A 21,902-nucleotide genomic window follows, 5' to 3' on the forward strand; every position below is an offset into this window, starting at 1 on the left:
CGGGCGGCCGTCAGAGCGTGAAGACCACCTTGCCGAAGACCTCGCCGCGGTGCATGGCGGCGAACCCCTCCTCCGCCTCGGCCAGTGGCAGCACCCGGTCGATCGCCGGCCGGACGCCCGTCTGCTCCAGGAACACCGCGAGCCGCCCGAGCTGCTCGCGCGTGCCCATCGTGGACCCGATGATCGACTTCTGCAGGAAGTAGACCTGCGCGAGCTGCGTCGCGGCGACCATGCCGCTCGTCGCGCCGCAGGTGACGATCCGGCCACCCGGGCGCAGGGAGCTCAGCGAGTGCTTCCAAGTGGCCTCGCCGACCGTCTCCATGACGGCGTCCACCCGCTCGGACAGCCGCGCTCCCGTCTCGAAGACCCGGTCGGCCCCGAGCGCTAGGGCCCGTTCGCGCTTGTCCTGCGAGCGGCTGGTCGCCCAGACGCGGAAGCCGCCGGCCCGGCCGAGCGCGATCAGCGCCGTCGCCACGCCGCCGCCGGCGCCCTGGACGAGGATGGTCGAGCCCGGCTCGAGCCCGGCCTTGTCGAAGAGCATGCGGTAGGCCGTCAGCCAGGCCGTGGGCAGGCAGGCGGCCTCCTCGAAGGTGATCGCCGCTGGCTTGGGCACCAGGTTGCGGCGGGGCACCACGACCTTCTCCGCGAACGTCCCGTCGTACTTCTCCGACAGCAGCGAACGCGCCGGATCGAGGGTCTCGTCCCCGCCGACCGGAGTGCCGATCACGGCATGGACGATGACCTCGTTGCCCTCCTCGTCCACCCCCGACGCGTCGCAGCCGAGCACGATCGGCAGCCGGTCCTGGCTGATCCCCACACCCTTGAGGGTCCACAGGTCATGGTGGTTGAGCGCGGCGGCCCGGACCGTGACGGTCGTCCATCCTTCCGGCACGACCGGCTCGGGGTGCTCCCCGAGCGTCAGGCCCTTGAGCGGGTCGTCCGGATCTGTCTGAGTGACGGTGGCGGCGAACATGCCAGAACATTACTCCGGCCGTCGTCGCCGGACCCGGTACGGCCCGGCGCGGCTCGCCGCCGGCGCCTGTGACACCCGGGCTGCTGCGCGGCCGGCCGGATCGACTCGGCGCCAGGGGGCTCCGGACAGCATCCTGGCCGGTGGACCCGACGAGGGCGGCCATCGCGCCCCTGACCTTTACGTTCCCCGTACGCCGCGTGCGGTTGGCTGCGCGTGTCAGAAGTCGAACAATTCCCCGGCGGCCGACCGCTTCTCACAGTCGTTGCCGAAGGTACGCCGGAACTGGAAGTACTTCCCGTCCCAGATGCCGCTGGCGGTGACCGTGACAGGTGCGTAGATCATCGTGCAGGGCTGGGCCTCGTTCACCCGCAGGGCGCCCGGGTCGAGGCCCGACCTGTTCAGCCAGGCGCACGCCTTCTCGGGGGCGGGGTGTGAGCCGCCCACCGGGGCGCAGTTCAGGAAGGCCGACCGCGTCGCGGGCTCCGGCTGCTCGCCGTCCGCGATGGTCAGGATCACCGCCCGCACCCGGGAGGCCGGCGATCGTGCGGCCCGCAGCGCGATCTCGGGCGGTGGTGGAGCCGGCAGGGTGGCCCCCCTCACCGGCGCCGCGTCCGCCCGTGCGGGCGTCACGGGTCCGAGCGGCCCGGATCGGGCGGTCCTTCCGTCGTCGCCTGCCGCGCCGGGATGGGCCCAGGCCTGGGCAGAGGGGCCGGCGGCCAGCGCCGCACCGGCCAGGAGAACAAGCAGCGGTTTCATGCGATCCCCCCGTTTTCGCTGGTGACCAGCGTTCTCAGGGGAGCCCCCGGGGGCAAGCGCCCACTCCGGACCGCAAAGAAATCTGACGTACCACAGACCACATCGGTTCCGCTGGATTCATAACGAGCTGGGCAAGAAGGGATGCCACAACCGTGTGGATCTGGAAAAATCACCCCTTACTATCCATATCTCCGCAACGAGAGGTCCCACGGTGACCAGGAAGCTGACACTCGCCGCCGGTGGCGTCGTCGCCGCCGCGAGTGCGGTCGCCGTGCTGTGGAGTCAAGGACCCGCCGTTCCCGCGACCGCCGCGTCGAACGTCACCACGACGACGGTCTCCGCCGCGGCGGGCATCGGCAAGAACGGGGTCAGCGCCTTCCCCCTCGCCCCCCGCCAGGCCGACGAGCAACGGGTGGCGGCCTACTGGAGCCCGGAGCGGCTCAAGCAGGCGAGCAGCTACGTGCCGAGCACGAAGCCGTCGCCCTCGACCAAGAGCACGCCCTCCCTGGTGGAGGTGGGCCCGGGGGACGCGACACCGCGCGCGATCGGGCCGCGCGCCGCGGCGCCCCCCGCCGCCGCCTCCCCTTCGATGGTGGGCAAGGTCTTCTTCAAGGTCGGCGACAGGGAGTACTGGTGCTCCGCCTCCGCGGTGCACTCCGCCCGCCGCAACCTGGTCGCCACCGCGGGGCACTGCGCGTACGCGCTGGCCCAGGACAAGACGGTGGACAACTGGGTGTTCATCCCCGGCTACCACGACGGCGTGGCCCCCTCCGGCATCTTCGTCGGCCACACGCTCTACATGCATGAGGACTTCGCCGGTCAGGGCGACTTCGACCGCGACTACGCCTTCGTCACCGTGCACCGGGGCTTCACCTGGCAGCCGTACGTCGAGAACGGCAGGCTCAAGTACCGGTCGGTCGACGTGGGCCGCCTGGAGGACAAGGTGGGCGCCTTCCGCTTCGCCTCCGGCAAGCCGACCGGGCGGCCGATCTCCGTCTTCGGCTACCCGGCCGGAGCCCACCCCGACGGCAGCCGCCCGTACACCGGGCAGACGGTGAAGTCCTGCGACGGCACCACCGAGAAGAAGTTCGTCAGCGCGCCGACCTGGCAACTCGAACACGGGGTGCGGCTGCCGGGCTGCCCGTTCACCGCCGGCGCGAGCGGCGGCCCGTGGGTGATCGGCTACGACGCCGCCAAGCGGACCGGTTACCTCACCGGAATCACCAGCCTGACCTGGAATCTCAGCGGCGGCGGACGCCTCGACGCCGTCTCCACGCCGTACTTCAACCAGTTGACGCAGCGGGTGTACACCCAGGCGAGCAAGCAGGGCACGGGCTGACCCTCACGCGCCGCGACGATCCTCGATGTGATTCACGTCACACCATGCCGCCCGGTCCGGCTGCGGACAGTGCGTGATTTGACACGGAAGGCATCCGAGTGGACCTGCACTGATGTCACGACATGGTCTCGGCCCTGACAAGTGCTGTCAGACATAACGGAAAAGGAACGGACGACACGCCTCCGAAACCACGTAAAAATCGGATAAAGGCGAGAGGTACTGTCTTTACTAGCCCTTTACACACGGGTGGGACGCATGTGGCGTACCACGACAGCACCTGGAGATCTATGAACACCCGAGTCAACCGTCTGATCGTCCCCATCGGGGGTGTGGCCGCGGCCGGCCTCATCGGGGCCACCATCGCGGTCCCGGCGCAGGCGGCCGGTGACACGGCCTCCGACCCCCTGGCCGCGAGCGGCATCGCCGCGAAGAACGTCATCGCCTACTGGCTCAACCAGAAGGCCTCCAACCTGGTCCACGCCACCCCGTACGGGTACGAGAGCCAGGTCAGCGCCAAGCACATCTCGACCGGCGGGCCGTCCGCCGACAGCAAGCCCGGCACCATCTCGCCCACCGGCGGCGGCAAGTCGAGCGGCTCCCTGAAGAACGTGAACCTGCCGCGCACCACCGGCAAGGTCTTCTTCCGCGGCGGCGACGGCAGGCCGCACTGGTGCAGCGCGACCTCCGTACAGTCGAAGTACGGCAACCTGGTCGCCACGGCCGGGCACTGCGTCTACGACACCAGGACGAACAAGGCCACCCTGGACCGCTGGGTCTTCATCCCCGGCTACTACCAGGGCAAGGCGCCGTGGGGCATCTACGTCGGCAAGACGGCCTACACCCACTACGACTTCGACGTCTACGAGGACGGCGACCGCGACTACGCCTTCGTGACCGTCTACAACGGCATCAAGGCGGGACGCGGCGGCGACCTGCGCAACGTCGCCGAGTGGAACTGGAAGCAGGTCGACAGGAAGACCTACCTCAAGTACGACCGCTTCATCCGCAAGAGCCGGGGCGGCAAGTACTACATCGTCAAGTTCACCGACGTCGGCCGGCTCGAGAACAACGTCGGCGGCCAGGGGCTGGCCTACAACCAGAAGGTCGGCAGCTCGGTCTACGTGTTCGGCTACCCGAGCGGGTCGCACCCGGACGGCGACCGCGTCTTCACCGGCCAGACCCTCAAGTGGTCGTACGGCAAGACCTTCGCCGCCAAGGCCCCTTCGGTCAAGGCCGAGGAGCTCGTGGGCGTGAAGTCGTCCTTCACCGGCGAGGGCTCCTCGGGCTCGGCGTGGCTGCTGAGGTACAGCAACAGCAAGCGTCTCGGCTACCTCAACGGCGTCACCAGCGGTGTCTCCGACACCAACGGCAACAAGCGGATCGACACCAGTGTCTCCCCGTACTTCGACGGCGAGACCTACGGCGTCTACAAGGCCGCCGCCAACAACTGGTCCGGCTCCATCGCCTGAGTCGCGCGCACGCCCGGCGCCGGCCCGCGGGTGGCATGCTGAGCGGACGGCGACCACGAGGAGATCGGCGATGACCCACCCTTCCGGAATGCAGCCCGCCCCGCGGCGAACCCCCCTCAACGCGGAGGAAAGGGTGCGTGGCGAGGTCAACTTCTCGCAGCTCGTCGCCGAACACCTCATGGCGAAGGGCCGGTTCAGGATCACCGCCGACAGCCCGGAGATGGTGGATCTGTGGCAGACGGCCGCCCGCAGGGCGGGTGAGATGCTGCGGCGGCCGGTGGTCAGCTACGCCAACGGCCGGGACATCGTCATCACGTTCACCCAGCAGGCTCCGGGCCTCACCACACAGGCCTGAGCACCCCCCGGGAAGTGCCCCGCCGCGCCGCGGCGGGGCACTTCCGCGTTGCGGGAACGCCGACGAGCATCCGCGTTGTTTTCCCGACTTGATCCCCATCGCTGTATGTTCCTCGCAGCCCATTCACATGTGGGGCGCGGGAGACGTTCCACAGCAAGGAGATCCGTTGAAGCGCATCCTCCCCCCGCTGTGGGGTGCGGCGGCGACGGCCGCGTTGCTCGTCACCGGGGCGGCGGTGCCCGCTCACGGCTACGAGATCACCGTGACGACGCCCCTCGCCTCCGGCGCGAAGGTGGCTTCGGTGCTCGCCTACTGGCTGAGAGACGGCGGCCGCCCGCTCGCCGGCGCGACTCCCGCGTCCGCGCCGACCGGGATCGAGGCCACCCCCGTCACGGCCGACGGCGCCGCTCCCGACGGCGTACGCGGCGTGGTGCCCGCCTCCGCCGGGGTCAAGCGGGCCACCGGCCCCTCGAAGAACGTCAACCTGCCGAGGACGACGGGCAAGGTCTTCTTCGTCGGCCCGGACGGCCGCCCTCACTGGTGCGCGGGCACGTCCGTGCAGTCCGACCACCGCAACCTCGTGGCGACGGCCGGGCACTGCGTGTACGCCGCGCGGCCCACGTCGGGCTCCACCGCCACGCCGCACCGAAACTGGATCTTCATTCCGGGCTTCGCCGGCGGCGGCACGCCCTGGGGCGTCTACACCGGCGACCGGGCCTTCGCCCACAGCGACTTCACCAGGTACGGCGACCTGGACCGCGACTACGCGTTCGTCAGCGTCCACGCCGGCGTGCTGCCCAAGCGCGTCGCGCTGCGGAACGCCGCGCAGTACGCCGCGTTCGCCGGCGGCCCCAAGTACCGGACCGCGACCGGCTACACCGGCGTCCGGCTGCTTCCCGCGGGGCGTCTCGGCGACAAGGTCGGCGGGCAGGGCCTCGCCTACAACCTGCCGGTCGACCGGCCGCTCGCCATCTTCGGCTACTCCCTGCGGGCCTCCGCGCGTCCCGCGGACGGGCTCACCCGGGCCTACCGCAGGCCCTTCCTGGCCCAGGATCTGTCCAGGAGCGCGAACGAACTGGTCGCCGTGCGTTCGGCCTTCGCCGCCGCCTCCGGGTCGCCGTGGCTGGCCGCCTACCGCGGCGTACGCGGCCTGGGCTACCTGAACGGCATGACCATCGGGCTCTCCGGCGCGGGCACCGGCCTGTCTCCGTACTTCGACGGGGAGCTGTTCCAGGTCTACAACGCGGCCCGGCGCGCCGGGTGAGGGGGCCCGCCCCGGCGTGGCGGTCTCAGACGCCGACCGCCTCCCTGGCCGCGGCCCGCGTGCCCGTGCTCTCCCTGTTCCCCGCGCGGCCCCGGCCGCGCGCCAGCAGCTCCGCCACCCGCGGCTCCGCGGCGTACGGCGCGAACCGGCGGCACATGTCCGCCACGTACGTCCGCGTGCGCGCCGACTGGATGTTGCCGGCGAGATCGAGGGCCGACGACGCCGCCTGGCACGCCTCCTCCAGCTCGCCCTCCTGGATGAGGGCCGTGGCGAGCAGCGAGAGGTTGAACATCCTGCCGCGCACGTAGCGCCCGTCCATCACCAGCGAGCGCCGGGCCTGCCGTACGGCCCGCGCCCCGTCGCCGAGGTCGCGCAGGCAGTGGGCCGACTTCGCGGCCAGGTAGGCCTCGTCGAAGTAGCCGATCCAGCCGGGCTCGTTCTGCGGCGTCCGCCGGTCGAAGGCGACCTCCGCCTCGTGCAGCGCGCCGCCGCACGCCGTGCGCTCCCCGAGCAGGGCCAGGGCGTGCGCCTCCAGCACCCGGGCCTCGGCCAGCAGCGACCCGACCCCCGAGCGCCGGGCGGCCGCCACCGCCGCCCTGGCGAGCTCCAGACCGTGCCGGGGATGCCCGATGTAGACGGCCTGGTGGCTCATCCCGGCCAGGATCTCGCCGCACAGGGCGTGGTCGCCCGCGCCGCGCGCCAGGCCGAGCGCCTGGATCAGGTAGCGCTGGGCCAGCCCGTGCTGCTCCAGGTCGTAGGCCATCCATCCCGCCAGCCGGGTCAGCTCGGCCGCCGCGGTCGCCAGCGAGCGCCCGGTGGCCTCGCCGTACGCGCCCTCGCGCAGCAGCGGCGTCACGGCGGTGTGCAGGTAGCGCACGACCGGGCCGCGGATGCTGCCGCCGCCGAACCGGTTGTCCAGCTCGCCGAACGACCGGGTGACCTCGCGGATGGCGGCCACGTCCGAGGGCCCGACGCGGCGCGGCCCGTTCGCGGAGAGCCGCTCCCCGTCGGGCGCCGCCAGCCAGCGGACGATCCCCGCCGAACCCGCCCCCAGGGCGAAAGTGGAGTCGAGCAGGAACCTGCGCCGCTCGACGTCGGCCCTCCACAGTGCTGTCACGCTTGCCACACCCTCCTCCCACGAATGGGGGAACTCCCGTCCCAGATCGAGGGGGACCGTTCCACGCGGCATGCCGATGTCCTCCCTGGACACCTGCCGCCCCAGCCGCAGCGAGAAGATCTCCGCCAGCAGGCCGGGAACCGGTTCGCGCGGGCGGCGGCCGCCGATCCAGCGCAGCACGGAACCGTGGTCGTACCGCATCCCCCGCAGCCCCCGGGCCAGGCCGAGACCGTTGAGCCGGCGGGCCAGCCCCTTGCGGGACAGTCCGGCTTCGGTGAGGTGCTGCTGGAGCAGGCGGTTGGGGTCACGTCGCATCGCTCTCCAACCGGGACAGGCAATAGCCGATTTGGTTACGGAGAGCTTTCTTTATAGCACTAACCGTGAGGACCTAAAGGCATTCCCAAATGTTTACGCGCCTTGACGGGGAGAAGACGAAGGGCCGCGCACCGCGCGGTCACGCGGCTCGCGGCCCTCGGGCGCCCGGTGATGGCCGGAGGACTACTTGCGGGCGACGCCGTCCTCGCGGGCCTGCCGCGCGACGGCGGCGATCACGGCGGGAGCGACCCGGCCGTCGAACGGCGAGGGGATGACGTAGTGCTCGGCGACGTCGTCGCCGACCACGGCCGCCAGCGCGTCCGCCGCCGCCACCTTCATGTTCTCCGTGATCGTCGTCGCGCGGACGTCGAGCGCGCCGCGGAAGACCCCGGGGAAGGCCAGCACGTTGTTGATCTGGTTGGGGTAGTCGGACCGCCCCGTGGCGACCACGCGGGCGTGCCTGCCCGCCACCGCGGGGTCCACCTCCGGGGTGGGGTTGGACAGCGCGAACACGATCGAGTCCGGTGCCATCGCCGCGATGGCGTGCTCCGGGACCGTCGACCCGGACAGGCCGACGAACACGTCGGCGCCGGCGAGCGCCTGCTCGGTCGACCCGGACAGGCCGAGCGTGTTGGTGTCGCGGGCCAGCGCCCGCTTGACCGGGTTCAGATCCTCGCGACCGGCGTGGATGACGCCCTTGGAGTCCGAGACCGCGATGTCGCCGATCCCGGCGTTCAGCAGCATCCGCGACACGGCGACACCGGAGGCTCCGGCGCCGGCCACCACCGCGCGCAGCTCACCGAGGGAGCGCCCGGTGAGGCGGGCCGCGTTGCGCAGCGCGGCCAGGACCACGATCGCCGTGCCGTGCTGGTCGTCGTGGAAGACGGGGATGTCGAGAAGCCCCCGCAGGCGCTCCTCGACCTCGAAGCAGCGGGGGGCGCTGATGTCCTCGAGGTTGATGCCGCCGAACGACGGCGCGAGCCTGACCACGGTCTCGACGATCGCGTCCACGTCGGTGCAGTCGATGCAGATGGGCACCGCGTCGACGCCGGCGAACTGCTTGAACAGCAGGGCCTTGCCCTCCATGACGGGCATGGCGGCGGCCGGCCCGATGTCGCCGAGCCCCAGGACCGCGGTGCCGTCGGAGACCACGGCCACGACGTTGGAGACCCAGGTGTAGTCGTTGACCAGGTCGGGGTTGTCGGCGATGGCGGTGCAGACGCGGGCGACCCCCGGCGTGTACGCGAGCGACAGGTCGTCGGCGTCGCGGACCGGGACGGTGGAGCGGACCTCCAGCTTGCCGCCGCGGTGCAGGGCGAAAGCGGGATCCAGGTCGAGAGATTCCAAGGAAGAAGATGTGACGGTCACAGCGACCCCAGTGTCGAAAGGACGAGTTCCTTCGGTAGACGCCGTCAAGAGAACGAGAGCCTGGCTTCGGTAGCCGCCGGAGGCCGTCGTCGTTGACGGTCCGTCTCTTGAGGGGGGTACGGGGGTCACCCGTTCCCCGATTGTGCCACACGATGAGACACGCGCCCCGGCCGGATCGGGTCACATATCGTTGCACGTTCAGGTGTTCCCCCAGGCCATCGGGCATGTAATACTCGGCTTTGCCGGTGATCTCTTACGTACTTGGGCGTCCCATTGGACTTGACGTCTTACGCCGAGCTGGCCGTACAGCTGGTCAACATGGGCGACGAACTCAAAAACCCCTTCTCCCTGCGAGCCCTCCTGGAGGAGACGGGCCGTACGGAGGCGGCCGCGCGTCTCACCCGCCGTGACATCGACGCGCTGTGCGAGCTGCGCGACGAACTCGCGGGGGTCTTCGCGGCCGCCGCGGAGGGCGACGACGTGGAGGTGGTCGAGCGGCTCAACGGGCTGCTGGTCCGCCATCCCGTGCATCCGCAGATCTCCGGGCACGACGGCCAGCCCTGGCACCTGCACCTGACCGAGGGCGGCCGGGTCGCCGACGCCCTCTCGGTCGGGTCGGTCATGGGCCTGGCCAGCGTCGTGACCCGGCTCGGCGTGGACCGGCTCGGCATGTGCCAGGCGGCGCCGTGCCGCAACGCCTATCTCGACACCTCCTCCAACCGGTCGCGCCGCTACTGCTCGGAGCGGTGCGCCAGCCGGGCGAACGTGGCCGCCTACCGGGCGCGCAAGCGGGGCGCCTGACGGCCCGGCCAGGGGGAAGGGCGCGGTCAGGGGGCCGGCGCGGGGAAGCGCAGCGCCGGCCTGGGCCAGTACCGCAGCACGACCCTGCCCAGGATGTCCTCCTCGGGCACCGCGCCGAAGTCCCAGCTGTCCCGGCGCCCCGGGGCCGACTGGTTGTCGCTCTCCAGCCACCAGCCGTCGCCCGTGAGCCGGAAGGCCCGCTTGACGATCAGCCCGTGCGGCCGCCCGGCGACCACCAGGTCGCCGGGGCGGATCGGGGCGCCGCGCCGTACCAGCAGCCAGTCTCCGGGCCGCAACGCGGGCAGCATCGAATCGCCGGACACGCACACGGCGGTGAGCACATCCCCCTCCGCACAGTGATTTCGAGACGAGTAAGGTCGGTCCTGGAACAGTGCTGTCACCAGCATTCCTAAGGAAGGATTCCGATGCTCGCACGACTGCTGCGACCCCGGCACGAGGCGTCCGCCCACTGCGACCTGCCGTGCGGGGTCTACGACCCGGCGCAGGCCCGCATCGAGGCCGAGTCGGTGAAGGCGATCATTAAGAAGTACGCCGACAACGACGACCCGGTCTTCAGGACCCGCGCGCTGATCATCAAGGAACAGCGGGCCGAGCTGGTCAAGCATCACCTGTGGGTGCTGTGGACCGACTACTTCAAGCCCCCGCACCTCGAGCAGTACCCCCAGCTCCACCAGCTCTTCTGGGACGCCACGAAGCTGGCCGGCGCCGCCGGGGCCAAGGGCACCGTGGACCCCTCCCTGGCCGACGACCTTCTCGCGAAGATCGACGAGATCGCCAAGATCTTCTGGGAGACCAAGGCCGCCTGAGCCCCGGAACCTCGGGCCCCGCACGGCTTTCAGGGCCGCGCGGGGCCAGATCATCCCAAGGCCTTATACAAACTCCATATTCGGTAGCACGGAATTTACGTGCAGGTACCTCCAAGGATCGCCACAATCAGCGCGTCCGCCCGGGGCGGCACCGCGCGAGTGGCGGTAGGTTGCAGTCAGCGGCACTCAGCCGGCTGAAGAGGCGAGGAGGAACGTGACCGAGGAAACCGAGACGCCTGCGGTGGATCTGACCGGGATTCGCGATGCTGTGAGTGTCCGGCTGCCCGCCGTGAGCGCCTACCTGTCCGTGCTGCGCACGGCCACCGCCGGGCTCGCCGCACGGCTCGACTTCACCCTCGACCAGATCGAGGACCTGCGCATCGCCGTCGACGAGGCGTGCGCCATGTTGCTGCGGCACGCCGTGCCCGGAACCGATCTCCTCGCGGAGTTCGAACTCACGGGCCCGGAGATGACGGTCCGCGTCGAGGTCAACACGCTCGGGGTCAGCTCACCCAACCGGGAGGACTTCGCCTGGATGGTGCTGACCGCGCTGGCCGACGACGTGGACGCGATCTCCGACCACGCCGATCACCTGGCGATCGTGCTGCGTAAGCGCCGGAGCACGGCGAGGCCGTCGTGATGACGGAAAGGACGAGTGCGATGACCTCCGGCGACTCGGCGGTGCCGGACCGCGTACGCGCCCGCACACTCTTCGCCGAGCTGTCGGAGCTTCCGCCGGACGACCCGAGGCGGCAGCGCATCCGCGACGAGCTGGTCGAGCTCCACCTGCCTCTGGTGGAGTACCTGGCCCGCCGCTTCCGCAACCGGGGCGAGTGGCTCGACGACCTCACGCAGGTCGCCACGATCGGGCTGATCAAGTCGATCGACCGGTTCGACCTCGCCCGCGGCGTGGAGTTCTCCACGTACGCCACTCCGACCATCGTCGGCGAGATCAAGCGGCACTTCCGCGACAAGGGCTGGGCGGTCCGCGTGCCGCGCAGGCTCCAGGAGCTGAAGCTCTCGCTCACCAAGGCCATAAGCGAACTGTCGCAGCGGGAGAGCCGCGCGCCCACGGTCGCCGAGCTCGCCGCCCACCTGGGGATGAGCGAGGAAGAGGTCCTGGAGGGCCTGGAGTCGGCAAACGCCTACTCCACCGTGTCGCTCGACGCGCCCGACTCCGGTGACGACGACGCGCCCGCCGTGTCCGACTCGCTCGGCATCGTGGACGAGTCGCTGGAGGGCGTGGAGTACCGCGAGTCGCTCAAGCCGCTGCTCGAGCGCCTGCCTCCGCGCGAGAAGCGGATCCTGCTGCTGCGTTTCTTCGGCAACATGACGCAGTCGCAGATCGCCACCGAGCTGGGGATCTCGCAGATGCACGTGTCCCGGCTGCTCGCCCGGACGCTGGCGCAGCTCCGCGAGGGCCTCACCGCCGAGGACTGAGCGGGAACCCATACGAGCCCGGACGATCGGACGATCTCCAGGCAGACGACCGCGACGCCGCGCTCCCCCCGGCGGCGCCCGGTCACCGATCGCACGGCTCAGGACGCGCCGGGTGCGCCGTCCTCGCCCATGAGGGCGTGCGTGGAGGCCGGCGCGAGCAGCGTGACCAGGGCGACCGCCGCCGCGGCGATGAGCGGGACACCGAAGGCGTACTGCGCCGACTGGATGAGGCTGATCGCCACCGGAAGCGCGAATATCTGCGTCACCACGGCCGGGCCCCGGCTCCAGCGCAGCACCTGCCACAGGCCCCGGGCCACCCAGAGCAGCAGAGCGCCGCCGACCATGCCGAACCCGGCCACCGCGATGCTGGTGACCACATCGGTGGGTTCGCCGATCACGGTCTCGACGCCGACGTAGCCGCCCAGGACGAGGGCGAGCAGGCCCTCCGCGGCCAGGACGGCGGCGGCCACGGTGAGTGTGCCGGGACGGCCCACGGAACTGCTGATCACACCGTCCAACCCTACCCGCAGCGGCGGGCGGCCCACTGGGCAGGCGTCAGCCGACGCGAGCGGTAAACCGTTCGTTAACCTTCAGGCATGCGGGCACTCCTCCTCGTCAATCCCAAGGCGACCTCGACGCACCGGCGTACCCGGGACGTGCTGATCCGGGCGCTCGGCGCCGCCGTCGATCTGTCGGTCGAGGAGACCGCGTACCGCGGCCACGCGACCGCGCTCGCGGCCACCGCGCATGCCAAGGGCTTCGACGCGGTGGCGGTCCTCGGCGGCGACGGCACGATCAACGAGACCGTCAACGGCCTGCTGGACGCCCGTCCCGGCGGCGGCGCGAGCGACCGGCCCGCGCTCATCGTGATCCCCGGCGGCAGCGCCAACGTCTTCGCCCGCGCTCTCGGCCTGCCCAACAACCCGGTCGAGGCGACCGGAGCCGTCCTGGAGGCGCTGCGGGAAGGACGCCGCCGCACCATAGGTTTGGGACAGGCGATTTGGCATGACGAGGTTTCGGGCCCGGATCCGGGGGCAGGTGCGCCTCCTGACCAGCGAAGGTCTAGATATTTCACATTTTGTGCTGGACTGGGATACGACGCCGAAGTCGTCCGAGCCGTCGAGGGCCTGCGGAGCGCGGGACACCGCGCCCTGCCCGCCCTCTACGTGAACACGACGGTGCGCCACTTCTTCGTGACGGACCGCCGGCGGCCGGCGATCCGGCTGACCCGTCCCGGCCGGCCTCCAGAGGATGGGATCTTCATGGCGATCGTGTCGAACACGTCGCCGTGGACGTACGCCGGCACACGTCCGATCAACCCGACGCCGTGGGCCGGTTTCGAAACGGGGCTCGACATGCTCGGGCTCCGCAAGATGAGCCTTCCGGCCGTGCTCACGCTCGTCCGGCAGATCATCGGTGAACACCGGGGATTGCCGCGCGGTAAACACCTCGTTCAGATCCATGACGAGGCCGAGTTCACCCTCCTCGCCTCCCGCCCGGTCGCCTTCCAGCTCGACGGCGACTACCTGGGAGAACACGAGTGGGTGATCTTCCGCGCTATCCCGGACGCGTTACAAGTTCTCGTCTGACCTGTTACATGTAGTCATAGTGTGACGCATCCGACAGCCACGACGGGCAAAACCTTGTCCCAAACCTCTTGTGTGGTGTTGGTACGGCTGAAAAGCTGAACACGACGTCGGAACGTAGGACCTTTACGGAGACCACAGCCTCCGTAAGGAGCCCCGGCGATCGCGCGGACACACCCGGCCCCTCACCCAGGATCCGGGCCGCTGTTCGCAGCAGCTAGTGAAAGAAATCACAAAGTTGACGAGGAGCCACGGTGGCTCCACTTTACGAAGGAGTGGAACGCATGGACTGGCGCCACCGCGCTGCCTGCCGTGACGTGGACCCCGAATTGTTCTTCCCGATCGGGAACACTGGTCCGGCGCTCATGCAGATCGAAGAGGCCAAGCAGGTATGCGGGCGATGCACGGTCGCCGAGTCCTGCCTCAAGTGGGCCCTCGAGTCGGGCCAGGACGCCGGAGTCTGGGGCGGGCTCAGCGAGGATGAGCGCCGCGCCCTCAAGCGCCGCAACGCGCGCGCCCGCGCCCGCGCCGCCGTCTGACTCCCCCGCCGCACGCGAACGCCTTCGGTGAATGCCGGCGATGGCATTCACCGAATCGCGGGGCGCCGTCTCGCCCCGGCCGGAACGGCCGAGGAGCCTCCCGCCCATAGGGCCGTCCGTCCACCAAGACATCGCGTCCACTATGGCATCCCCCACAACGGTCCCGCACAGCGGGTCCCCTGTGGCGCCTCCCGCGTCCGCGCACGGAGACGCCGAGCGGAGACACCTGCGGGAGATCAGCCGGACTGCACCGGGATGCTGAGCCTGACCTCGGTGCCCCCGCCCTCTCTTCCCGCGACGCTCAGCCGGCCCGACAGCTCGCCGACGACCAGCGTACGGACGATCTGCAGCCCGAGGCTGCCGGTGGCCTCGAGGTCGAAGTCCTCGGGCAGCCCCTTGCCGTCGTCGGCCACCGCGAACTCCAGCCGGTCGGCGTCCCGGGACACCACGACCTGCACGTTTCCCGAGCAGTGGGCGAACCCGTGCTCGACCGCGTTCTGCAGCAGCTCGGTGAGCACCATGGCGATGGGGGTCGCGACCGCGGCGGGCAGCACGCCGAAGCTGCCGACCCGCTTGATCGCCACCTGCGCGAGCGCCACCTCCGCCGTCATCGCGATGACCCGGTCGGCGATGTCGTCGAACTCGACCATCTCCTCCGGCATCTGGGCGAGGATCTCGTGGACGATCGCGATCGAGCCGACCCGCCGTACGGCCTCGTTCAGCGCCTCCTGGCCCTCGGGGTTGTTCAGCCGGCGCGCCTGGAGCCGCAGCAGCGCGGCCACGGTCTGCAGGTTGTTCTTGACCCGGTGATGGATCTCGCGGATCGTCGCGTCCTTGGTGAGCAGCTCCCGCTCCCGCCGGCGCAGCTCGGTCACGTCGCGGATCAGCACCAGCGCACCGATGCGGCCGCCGCCGACGATCAGCGGGATCGCCCGTAGCTGCACGACCGTGCCGCCGTTCTCCACCTCGGTCTCCCGGGGGGCCCGGCCGCTGGCGACGACCATCAGGTCCTCGTTGATCGGCTCGTCGGAGTAGCACAGATCGGCGGTCGTCTTCCCCAGGTCCGCCCCCACGAGGTCGGCGTGCAAACCGAGCCTGCGGTAGGCCGACAGCGCGTTGGGCGAGGCGTAGGTGACCCGCCCGGCCTTGTCCAGGCGGAGCAGGCCGTCGCCCACCCGGGGCGACCTGACCAGGATCGGCTCCTCCTCCGCGAAGGGGAACCTGCCGTCGGCCACCATCTGCGCCAGGTCGGACGCGCTCTGCAGATAGGTCAGCTCCAGCCGGGACGGAGTGCGCGCCGACGACAGGTTGGTCGAGCGCTGGATGACCCCGATGATCGGGCCCTCCTTGCCCCGCCGCACCGGGATCGTCTCCTCGCGCACCGGCACGCCGCTGGACCAGTCGGGGTCGCCCTCCCTGCAGATGCGGTGCTCGCTCCAGGCCACGTCGATCAGGGGCCGCTCCCCGGCGGCGACGGACTCGCCCACGACGTCGTCGTGGTAGACGGTCGGACCGGTCGTCGGCCGCATCTGGGCCACCGCCACCCACCTCGTGCCGCCCTGGTCGGGAACCCACAGGATGAGGTCCGCGAACGACAGGTCGGCGAGCAACTGCCAGTCCGAGACCAGCGAGTGGATCCAGTCGACGTCGGCGGAGTCGAGCGCGGTGTGGCGCGACACGAGGTCGCTGAGAGTCGGCACGACTGCATGATGCGCCGCCGTCCGGGTCGAAAGCGAATCGACCATTACCACCTGGCAAGATGCACCTCATGACAGGGCCGACGGACAGGGTCCGCGCGGCCGCCGCCGAGCGCGGGGCGGCGGGCCTCGCCGGGCGTGGGGAGAGTGTGAGAACCGTCACGTCGCCGGGGCCGCCGGACGCTCGGGCCGGCGTCGTTCCGCGCGCCCCCGAGCCGACCGGCGCACTCCCGGACAGGGCCCGTTCGTGCACCGGCGGCACCGGCCGCGCGCCGGCCCGCGCCGGTGCCGCCCCGGATGTCCCGGACGCCCCGAAGATCAGTGACCTGCCCGGACGCGCCCGGCAGCGGCCTCGGAAGCCGGCCGCTCGGGCTCCCGAGCCCGGCCCGAGGACGACCGGCCCGGCGGCCGGCGTGGGACCTGCCGAGCCCGGCCCGCCCCCGCTCGCACCCGGAGTGGGAGCCCTGGATGCGGACCGGGGCGCCCGCGTGGGATGCTTCCGCCCACCATCGGTGCCTCGGGGCCGGTCCTGTCCGCGGTTGACCGCGGGGGCCGATCTGAGGTCCGATGATCTCGCGGTGGTCCGGGGTGCGCTCACCGCTGTGGCCGAGTTGAGAATGTTGCCTGAGTTGGGCGATGTGGCCGAGTTGAGGGTGGACAGGTGACGGAGCACAGCGAGGACTCTCCCCGGGTTCCGAAGTACTACGACGTGAAGCGCAGTCTTCTGGAGCTCACCAAGAGCCTGCCCGCGGGCAGCGCGCTCCCGCCCGAGCGCGCCCTTGCCGTACGGTTCGAGACCTCCCGGACGACGGTCCGGCAGGCGTTGTCGGAGCTGGTGGTCGAGGGGAGGCTGCTGCGCATCCAGGGCAAGGGCACCTTCGTCGCCCAGCCCAAGGTCGCCCAGGTCCTCCAGCTCACCTCGTACACGGGTGACCTGCGCACGGTCGGCCTCGAGCCGGACACCAAGATCCTCGACATCAGCTACATCACGGCCGACGAGGCGCTCGGCCGGCGGCTGGCCATCAACCCCGGCGGCAGGGTCCTGCGGATCCACCGCCTGCGCCTGGCCAACGGCGAGCCGATGTCGATCGACACCACGCACCTGTCCGCCCGCCGGTTCCCGCGCCTGCGGCGCGAGCTCGAGGTGCACTCGTCGCTGTACGAGACCCTCCACAACGCCTACAACGTACGGCTGACCGACGCCGAGGAGGTCATCGAGACCGTGCTCGCCACGCCGTACGACGCGCAGGTGCTGGGGGTGGACGTCGGGCTGCCCATGCTGCTGCTGACCCGGCACGCCTTCGACGCCGACGGCAACCCCGTCGAGTACGCCCAGTCGCTCTACCGAGGCGACCGCTACAAGTTCGTCACCCGCCTCCGCCGCCCGTAAGCAGGAAGGCTCTACCCTCCCGGACATGAGTGTTCTCATCGTGACCGCGACGGACACCGGGGTCGGCAAGACGGTGGTTACGGCGGCGCTCGCCGTGCTGGCCGCAGAGCGGGGCGCGACGGTCGCGGTGGTGAAGCCGGCCCAGACCGGGGTGGCGCTCGGGGAGCCCGGGGACCTCGACGAGGTGATCCGCCTGTCGGGAGTGACGACGACCTTCGAGATGACGCGCTATCCCGACCCGCTCTCCCCCGCCGCGGCGGCCCGCGTCCGCGGCCTGCCGACGGTGTCGCTCACGTCGGCGGCGGCCCGGATCGAGGAACTGGCCGAGACACACCGGCTGGTGCTCGTCGAGGGCGCAGGGGGCCTGCTGGTCCGCTACGACGAGGAGGGCGGCACACTCGCGGACCTGGCGCGGCGGTTGCACGCCCCGGTCCTCGTGGTGGCGCGCGCCGCGCTGGGAACGCTCAACCACACGGCGCTGACGCTCGAAGCCATGGCGGGCAGGGGCCTCGACCTGGCGGGCGTGGTGATCGGGTCCTGGCCGGCCGACCCGGGGGTCGCCGAGCGGTCGAACGTCGCCGACCTGGAGATGCTCGCCGCCCGGCCGCTGTCGGGCGCGTTGCCGGAGGGCGCGGGCGCGCTCGGCCGGGAGGCGTTCGCTCGGGCCGCCCGCGCCGGACTGGCTCCCGCGCTCGGCGGCACGTTCGACCCGGCCAGATTCCGCTCGACCCTCAAGCTGCCCCTGTGACGGGAGCCGCGTGAAACCGAAGCCCTGGAGAGCGCCTTTCAGGTTCTGGACGAGGGCACGGGTCTCAACGTGGCGCAGGCGACCGAGCGCCTGACGCTTCCGGCGAGCGTTTGGACGGCGGCCGGCTGGAATCCCAGGCCATGCGAGCGGAGTAGCCGCGACAGCATCGGGCATCAGCGGAGGTGACCGACGTTCTCCTGTGGCTGGAGGGCATTGGCCATCCATCTGTTCCCATATGTGACCGACTGGTAGGTTTCACGGTATGGAGTCCCCCAAACACGCAGGCGACATCGCGGTCGCCGTCTCCCAGGCCTACGGCGTGGACACCATGTTCACGCTGTCCGGCGGGCACGTCTTCCCCCTGTACGACGGGGCCGTCCATCAGAACATGCGCATCTTGGACGTGCGCCACGAGCAGAGCGCGGTGTTCGCGGCCGAGGCGACCGCACGGCTGACCCGCAAGCCCGGCCTCGCCGTGCTAACCGCCGGCCCCGGCGTCACCAACGGCGTCTCGGGGGTCGCCACCGCCCACTTCAACGGCTCACCGCTCGTCGTACTGGGCGGGCGCGCCCCGCGCTCGCGCTGGGGCGCGGGGGCCCTGCAGGAGATGGACCATCCGCCGCTGTTCGAGCCCATCACCAAGCTCGCCTTCACCGGGTCGGGCGCGGACTCCATCGGGCAGGACGTCGAGATGGCGTTCCGGACCGCCCTGGCCCCGCACCGCGGCCCGGTGTTCCTGGACTTCCACATGGACGACCTGTTCTCCCCGTCGCCCGAGTACGCCTCGGAGACGCTGACCCCGTCGCCGCTGGAGCCCGACCCCGAGGCCCTCGCCGGCATCGCTCGACTGCTCGCCGAGGCCGAGCGCCCGATGCTCGTGTTCGGCTCGGACGTGTGGATGGAGCGCGCGGAGGAGGCGGCACGGGACTTCGCCGAGGAGTGGCGGCTGCCCGTCGTGCCGAACGGGCAGGGCCGGGGCATCCTGCCCGCCGGGCACGATCTGCTCGTCACCCGCGCCCGGGGCGTCGCCTTCGCCCAGGCCGACCTCGTCATCGTGGTCGGCACCCCGCTCGACTTCCGGCTCGCGTACGGCTGGTTCGGCGGCAAGGAGGGCGCGCCCCTCGCCAGGGTCGTCCACATCGCCGACGCGCCCTCCCAGCTCGCCACGCACACCGGCCTGTCCGGCTCGGCCGCCGGTGACCTGTCGGTCATCTTCTGGGGCCTGTCGGCGGCCTGCGGGTCCGCCGGGGTGAACCCCAAGGCGTACGAGCCGTGGGTGAGCAGGCTGGGCGAGACCGCGGCGGCGGCGATCGCCGAGGACGCGGCCCTGCTGGAGTCGGACGCCGACCCGATCCACCCGATGCGCATCTACGGCGAGCTGAACAAGGTCCTCGCCGACGACGCCGTCGTCATCGGCGACGGCGGCGACTTCGTCTCCTACGCCGGCAAGTACGTCGAGCCGAGGCGGCCGGGCAACTGGCTCGACCCCGGCCCGTACGGCTGCCTCGGCACCGGGCTCGGCTACTCCATCGCGGCCCGGCTGGCGAGGCCGTCCTCGCAGGTCGTGCTGCTGCTCGGCGACGGCGCGGCGGGCTTTTCGCTGATGGACGTCGACACGCTGGTCCGCCACCGCCTGCCAGTCGTCATGATCTGCGGCAACAACGGCATGTGGGGCCTGGAGAAGCACCCCATGCAGATGCTGTACGGCTACGACGTGGCGGCCGAGCTCCAGCCGCAGTGCCGCTACGACCAGGTGGTCACCGCGCTCGGCGGCGGCGGCGAGCTCGTCACGTCGCCGAGCGAGATCGGCCCGGCGCTGCGCCGCGCGTTCGACTCCGGCGTGCCCTATCTGGTGAACATCGCCACGGACCCGGCGATCGCCTACCCGCGCAACACGACCGGGGTGTGACGCTCACAGGAGCCCCGCGTGGCCGCGCGGGGCTCCGCTCCTACGGGCTTCAGTTCGCCACGGGGGTGCGGGTCACCGCCGGGCTGGGCGACGGAGTGGGCGAGGGGGACGGGCACGTCCTCTTCACGGTGAACGTGACCGTCGTGCCCTCCTTCACCAGCGTGTTCGCCGCCGGCTTCTGGCTGACGACCACTCCCTTGCACTCCTCCGCGCCCTCGTAGGCGGCCTTCGGTACGAGACCCAGCATGTTCAGCCGCGCGTTCGCGGAGCTCTCCGGCAGGTTCTTCAGCTGCGGCACCTTGACCATGCCCTCGGTCGGGCTCGGCGACGGCGTCGGGGAGGCGGAGCGGCTCGGCGAGGCGCTGGGAGTCGGGCTCGGCGAGGGGCTCGGCTTCCTCCTGGACGGGCTGGGCCGCGACACCGGCACCTCCTGCGTGGGCCTCGCGGAGGGCCGCGAGACGGCCCGCGTCGGCGACGGGGTCGGCGACGGGGAGAATAGCGTCAGGGACGGCGCGGGCGACGGAGGGGTCGTGGACCCCGCCGAGGCCATGTTGATGCCGAGGACGGCCAGACCCCCGACGACGGCGAACCCCGCCACCCCGGCCGCGACGGGCATCCCCTTGCCTCTTTTGGACCGCTGCGCCGCGCGCCGGGCCGTACGCGTGCCCTGCTGCGGCGTGGCGACGGTCGCCGGCGGGACGGCGGGCGCGTCGTTCCAGGCCTCGCGGGTGACCCGGTAGGTGTGGCCGGTGGACGGGATGGGTTCCGGCCCGATCGGGTGAGGGTGGGCCTGGGTGGCCGCCCCCGCGGAAGGCGGCGTGACCCCCATGCCCGTGGTGGCCGCCGGGCCCGCGGGCAGGCCCTGCGGGCCGTACGCCGCTCCGGCCGGGCCCTGCGGGCCGTAGGCGGGCGCCGCGTCCGGCCCGGCCCCTGGAGACAGCACCGACTGCCGGGCCGCGTGGCTCATCGCGGCGGCGGACGGCCAGCGGAGCGCCGGGTCCTTCGACATGGCCCGCTCGACGATGGCCCGGACGGCGGGCGGCACGTGCGGCGGCAGCGGCGGCGGCTCCTCCCGGATGTGCTTGAGCGCGATCGTCACCGGCGAGTCGCCGTCGAAGGGACGCTGCCCGGCCAGGCACTCGTACGCCACGACGCCCAGCGCGTAGATGTCGACGGCGGGGGTGACCGGCGCGCCCTCGGCCTGCTCCGGCGCGCAGTACGCCGCGGTGCCGAGCACCATCCCGGCGTCGGTGAGACGGGTCCCCTGGTCGGCCCGGGCGATGCCGAAGTCGGTGAGCACCAGCGTGCCGTCGGAACGCACCAGCAGGTTGCCCGGTTTGACGTCCCGGTGCACGATGCCCCGCTCGTGCACGGCCTGGAGGGCGGACGCGGCCTGCGCGATCAGCTCCATCGCGGGCTCGGCGCCGATGCGGCCGAGGCGGGTCAGCAGCCGGTCGAGGGGCTCGCCGTCGACGAACCGCATGACCAGGTACGCGGTGGAGCCGTCGCCGGGGACCTCGGTGACCCCGTAGTCGTAGACGTCGACGACGCCGGGGTGGTTGACGGTCGCCATCGCCCGGGCCTCGCCCTGGAAGCGGACGGCGAATCCGGGGTCGTCGAGGCGACCGGGGAGAAGCACCTTGACGGCGACGGTGCGTGCGAGGACGGTGTCCTCACCACGCCATACCTCGCCCATGCCCCCGGCGCCGAGCCGGGCGTCCAAGCGGTAGCGCCCAGCCAGGGTCGTGCCTTGGGCCACCATTTGCGCCCCGTACCCCCTAAGTCACTCGACCCCCGAAGGTGTCCAACAAAGCAGGTTCGCGTCGCGGGTAGATAACGACAGCATCACGGAACCCTGTACGCGTACGGGATCCAGGCTCGGGGGTCGGAAGTCGAGCCTACCTGTGCATCACCCTAACCGCTGCCCGCCTCCGTCGCCCGGAAAGCATCGCGGAGTCCCCGCCCCCGATTAAGACGCTTCCCCGGCCCATTTAGTTGCCTGCATTCTT

Annotated in this window: 21 protein-coding genes; 13 read left to right on the plus strand and 8 right to left on the minus strand. The window is 71.3% G+C overall.

Annotated features, from left to right (window positions below; genetic code table 11):
* Nucleotides 1-10: 10 nt before the first annotated feature.
* Both AAH991_RS31705 and AAH991_RS31710 read right to left on the minus strand, forming a co-directional pair.
* Nucleotides 11-973: a zinc-binding dehydrogenase gene (locus tag AAH991_RS31705; RefSeq protein ID WP_346229602.1), complete on the minus strand. Its 963-nt coding sequence runs from the start codon at nt 971-973 to the stop codon at nt 11-13.
* A gap of 216 nt (nt 974-1,189) precedes the next feature.
* Nucleotides 1,190-1,729, minus strand: coding sequence for an SSI family serine proteinase inhibitor (locus AAH991_RS31710; RefSeq protein ID WP_346229603.1), 540 nt, complete (start codon nt 1,727-1,729; stop codon nt 1,190-1,192).
* A gap of 211 nt (nt 1,730-1,940) precedes the next feature.
* Between AAH991_RS31710 and AAH991_RS31715 the strand changes: the two genes are divergently transcribed.
* The 4 genes from AAH991_RS31715 (at nt 1,941) to AAH991_RS31730 (ending at nt 6,156) form a co-directional block, all read left to right on the plus strand.
* Nucleotides 1,941-3,068 carry a trypsin-like serine peptidase gene (locus AAH991_RS31715; RefSeq protein WP_346229604.1) on the plus strand — a complete coding sequence of 376 codons (1,128 nt, stop codon included), beginning with the start codon at nt 1,941-1,943 and terminating at the stop codon, nt 3,066-3,068.
* A gap of 287 nt (nt 3,069-3,355) precedes the next feature.
* Nucleotides 3,356-4,537 (plus strand): trypsin-like serine peptidase, encoded by a 1,182-nt coding sequence (locus AAH991_RS31720; RefSeq protein ID WP_346229605.1) that lies wholly within the window; start codon nt 3,356-3,358, stop codon nt 4,535-4,537.
* Nucleotides 4,538-4,607: 70 nt separating this feature from the next.
* Nucleotides 4,608-4,892 (plus strand): hypothetical protein, encoded by a 285-nt coding sequence (locus AAH991_RS31725; protein ID WP_346229606.1) that lies wholly within the window; start codon nt 4,608-4,610, stop codon nt 4,890-4,892.
* 166 nt (nt 4,893-5,058) lie between these two features.
* On the plus strand, nt 5,059-6,156 hold the full coding sequence (locus AAH991_RS31730) for a trypsin-like serine peptidase (protein WP_346229607.1): 1,098 nt from the start codon (nt 5,059-5,061) through the stop codon (nt 6,154-6,156).
* A 25-nt stretch (nt 6,157-6,181) separates the two neighbouring features.
* On the opposite strand, the gene AAH991_RS31735 is transcribed toward AAH991_RS31730, so the two are convergent.
* Both AAH991_RS31735 and AAH991_RS31740 read right to left on the minus strand, forming a co-directional pair.
* The gene (locus AAH991_RS31735) at nt 6,182-7,588 is read right to left on the minus strand and encodes an NsdA family TPR-like regulatory protein (RefSeq protein WP_346229608.1); all 1,407 of its coding nucleotides are present in this window, start codon (nt 7,586-7,588) and stop codon (nt 6,182-6,184) included.
* Between the two features lie 183 nt (nt 7,589-7,771).
* A complete protein-coding gene (locus tag AAH991_RS31740) occupies nt 7,772-8,935 on the minus strand; it encodes an NAD(P)-dependent malic enzyme (protein WP_346229609.1) in 1,164 nt (387 codons plus the stop codon).
* Nucleotides 8,936-9,229: 294 nt separating this feature from the next.
* Between AAH991_RS31740 and AAH991_RS31745 the strand changes: the two genes are divergently transcribed.
* Nucleotides 9,230-9,757 (plus strand): CGNR zinc finger domain-containing protein, encoded by a 528-nt coding sequence (locus tag AAH991_RS31745; RefSeq protein ID WP_346229610.1) that lies wholly within the window; start codon nt 9,230-9,232, stop codon nt 9,755-9,757.
* Nucleotides 9,758-9,783: 26 nt separating this feature from the next.
* Here the strand turns inward: AAH991_RS31745 and AAH991_RS31750 are convergent, their stop codons facing one another.
* The gene (locus AAH991_RS31750) at nt 9,784-10,098 is read right to left on the minus strand and encodes a S24 family peptidase (RefSeq protein ID WP_346229611.1); all 315 of its coding nucleotides are present in this window, start codon (nt 10,096-10,098) and stop codon (nt 9,784-9,786) included.
* Nucleotides 10,099-10,182: 84 nt separating this feature from the next.
* On the opposite strand from AAH991_RS31750, the gene sodN reads away from it, so the two are divergent.
* From sodN to AAH991_RS31765, 3 genes are all read left to right on the plus strand, one after another.
* Complete coding sequence (gene sodN, locus AAH991_RS31755; protein WP_030511449.1) at nt 10,183-10,584, plus strand: superoxide dismutase, Ni; 402 nt, start codon at nt 10,183-10,185, stop codon at nt 10,582-10,584.
* Nucleotides 10,585-10,798: 214 nt separating this feature from the next.
* Nucleotides 10,799-11,224 (plus strand): ATP-binding protein, encoded by a 426-nt coding sequence (locus AAH991_RS31760; protein ID WP_169988166.1) that lies wholly within the window; start codon nt 10,799-10,801, stop codon nt 11,222-11,224.
* On the plus strand, nt 11,224-12,024 hold the full coding sequence (locus AAH991_RS31765) for an RNA polymerase sigma factor SigF (RefSeq protein ID WP_139580371.1): 801 nt from the start codon (nt 11,224-11,226) through the stop codon (nt 12,022-12,024). Before AAH991_RS31760 ends, AAH991_RS31765 begins: the two co-directional genes overlap by 1 nt.
* A gap of 98 nt (nt 12,025-12,122) precedes the next feature.
* Here AAH991_RS31765 and AAH991_RS31770 read toward each other — a convergent pair whose 3' ends face one another.
* Nucleotides 12,123-12,533, minus strand: coding sequence for a hypothetical protein (locus AAH991_RS31770; RefSeq protein WP_346229612.1), 411 nt, complete (start codon nt 12,531-12,533; stop codon nt 12,123-12,125).
* 87 nt (nt 12,534-12,620) lie between these two features.
* Between AAH991_RS31770 and AAH991_RS31775 the strand changes: the two genes are divergently transcribed.
* Both AAH991_RS31775 and AAH991_RS31780 read left to right on the plus strand, forming a co-directional pair.
* Nucleotides 12,621-13,613 (plus strand): diacylglycerol/lipid kinase family protein, encoded by a 993-nt coding sequence (locus AAH991_RS31775; RefSeq protein ID WP_346229613.1) that lies wholly within the window; start codon nt 12,621-12,623, stop codon nt 13,611-13,613.
* A gap of 281 nt (nt 13,614-13,894) precedes the next feature.
* Nucleotides 13,895-14,149 carry a WhiB family transcriptional regulator gene (locus AAH991_RS31780; protein WP_346229614.1) on the plus strand — a complete coding sequence of 85 codons (255 nt, stop codon included), beginning with the start codon at nt 13,895-13,897 and terminating at the stop codon, nt 14,147-14,149.
* Between the two features lie 236 nt (nt 14,150-14,385).
* Here the strand turns inward: AAH991_RS31780 and AAH991_RS31785 are convergent, their stop codons facing one another.
* Nucleotides 14,386-15,849, minus strand: a complete 1,464-nt coding sequence (locus AAH991_RS31785; protein WP_346229615.1) for a histidine kinase N-terminal domain-containing protein — start codon at nt 15,847-15,849, stop codon at nt 14,386-14,388.
* A 658-nt stretch (nt 15,850-16,507) separates the two neighbouring features.
* Between AAH991_RS31785 and AAH991_RS31790 the strand changes: the two genes are divergently transcribed.
* The 3 genes from AAH991_RS31790 (at nt 16,508) to AAH991_RS31800 (ending at nt 19,893) form a co-directional block, all read left to right on the plus strand.
* Nucleotides 16,508-17,236 carry a GntR family transcriptional regulator gene (locus tag AAH991_RS31790; protein WP_142565677.1) on the plus strand — a complete coding sequence of 243 codons (729 nt, stop codon included), beginning with the start codon at nt 16,508-16,510 and terminating at the stop codon, nt 17,234-17,236.
* A gap of 25 nt (nt 17,237-17,261) precedes the next feature.
* Nucleotides 17,262-17,984, plus strand: a complete 723-nt coding sequence (gene bioD, locus AAH991_RS31795) for a dethiobiotin synthase (RefSeq protein WP_346229616.1) — start codon at nt 17,262-17,264, stop codon at nt 17,982-17,984.
* 262 nt (nt 17,985-18,246) lie between these two features.
* Nucleotides 18,247-19,893, plus strand: a complete 1,647-nt coding sequence (locus AAH991_RS31800) for an acetolactate synthase (RefSeq protein ID WP_346229617.1) — start codon at nt 18,247-18,249, stop codon at nt 19,891-19,893.
* A gap of 49 nt (nt 19,894-19,942) precedes the next feature.
* Here AAH991_RS31800 and AAH991_RS31805 read toward each other — a convergent pair whose 3' ends face one another.
* Nucleotides 19,943-21,655 (minus strand): serine/threonine-protein kinase, encoded by a 1,713-nt coding sequence (locus AAH991_RS31805; protein WP_346229618.1) that lies wholly within the window; start codon nt 21,653-21,655, stop codon nt 19,943-19,945.
* Between the last annotated feature and the right edge of the window lie 247 nt (nt 21,656-21,902).

It is taken from the genome of Microbispora sp. ZYX-F-249 (assembly GCF_039649665.1).
Lineage (GTDB): Bacteria > Actinomycetota > Actinomycetes > Streptosporangiales > Streptosporangiaceae > Microbispora > Microbispora maris.

Coding starts and splice junctions, on each gene's coding strand:
- AAH991_RS31705 (WP_346229602.1), bottom strand. CDS start 973: ATGTTCGCCGCCACCGTCACTCAGACAGATCCGGACGACCCGCTCAAG.
- AAH991_RS31710 (WP_346229603.1), bottom strand. CDS start 1,729: ATGAAACCGCTGCTTGTTCTCCTGGCCGGTGCGGCGCTGGCCGCCGGC.
- AAH991_RS31720 (WP_346229605.1), top strand. CDS start 3,356: ATGAACACCCGAGTCAACCGTCTGATCGTCCCCATCGGGGGTGTGGCC.
- AAH991_RS31725 (WP_346229606.1), top strand. CDS start 4,608: ATGACCCACCCTTCCGGAATGCAGCCCGCCCCGCGGCGAACCCCCCTC.
- AAH991_RS31735 (WP_346229608.1), bottom strand. CDS start 7,588: ATGCGACGTGACCCCAACCGCCTGCTCCAGCAGCACCTCACCGAAGCC.
- sodN (WP_030511449.1), top strand. CDS start 10,183: ATGCTCGCACGACTGCTGCGACCCCGGCACGAGGCGTCCGCCCACTGC.
- AAH991_RS31765 (WP_139580371.1), top strand. CDS start 11,224: ATGACGGAAAGGACGAGTGCGATGACCTCCGGCGACTCGGCGGTGCCG.
- AAH991_RS31775 (WP_346229613.1), top strand. CDS start 12,621: ATGCGGGCACTCCTCCTCGTCAATCCCAAGGCGACCTCGACGCACCGG.
- AAH991_RS31780 (WP_346229614.1), top strand. CDS start 13,895: ATGGACTGGCGCCACCGCGCTGCCTGCCGTGACGTGGACCCCGAATTG.
- bioD (WP_346229616.1), top strand. CDS start 17,262: ATGAGTGTTCTCATCGTGACCGCGACGGACACCGGGGTCGGCAAGACG.
- AAH991_RS31800 (WP_346229617.1), top strand. CDS start 18,247: ATGGAGTCCCCCAAACACGCAGGCGACATCGCGGTCGCCGTCTCCCAG.
- AAH991_RS31805 (WP_346229618.1), bottom strand. CDS start 21,655: ATGGTGGCCCAAGGCACGACCCTGGCTGGGCGCTACCGCTTGGACGCC.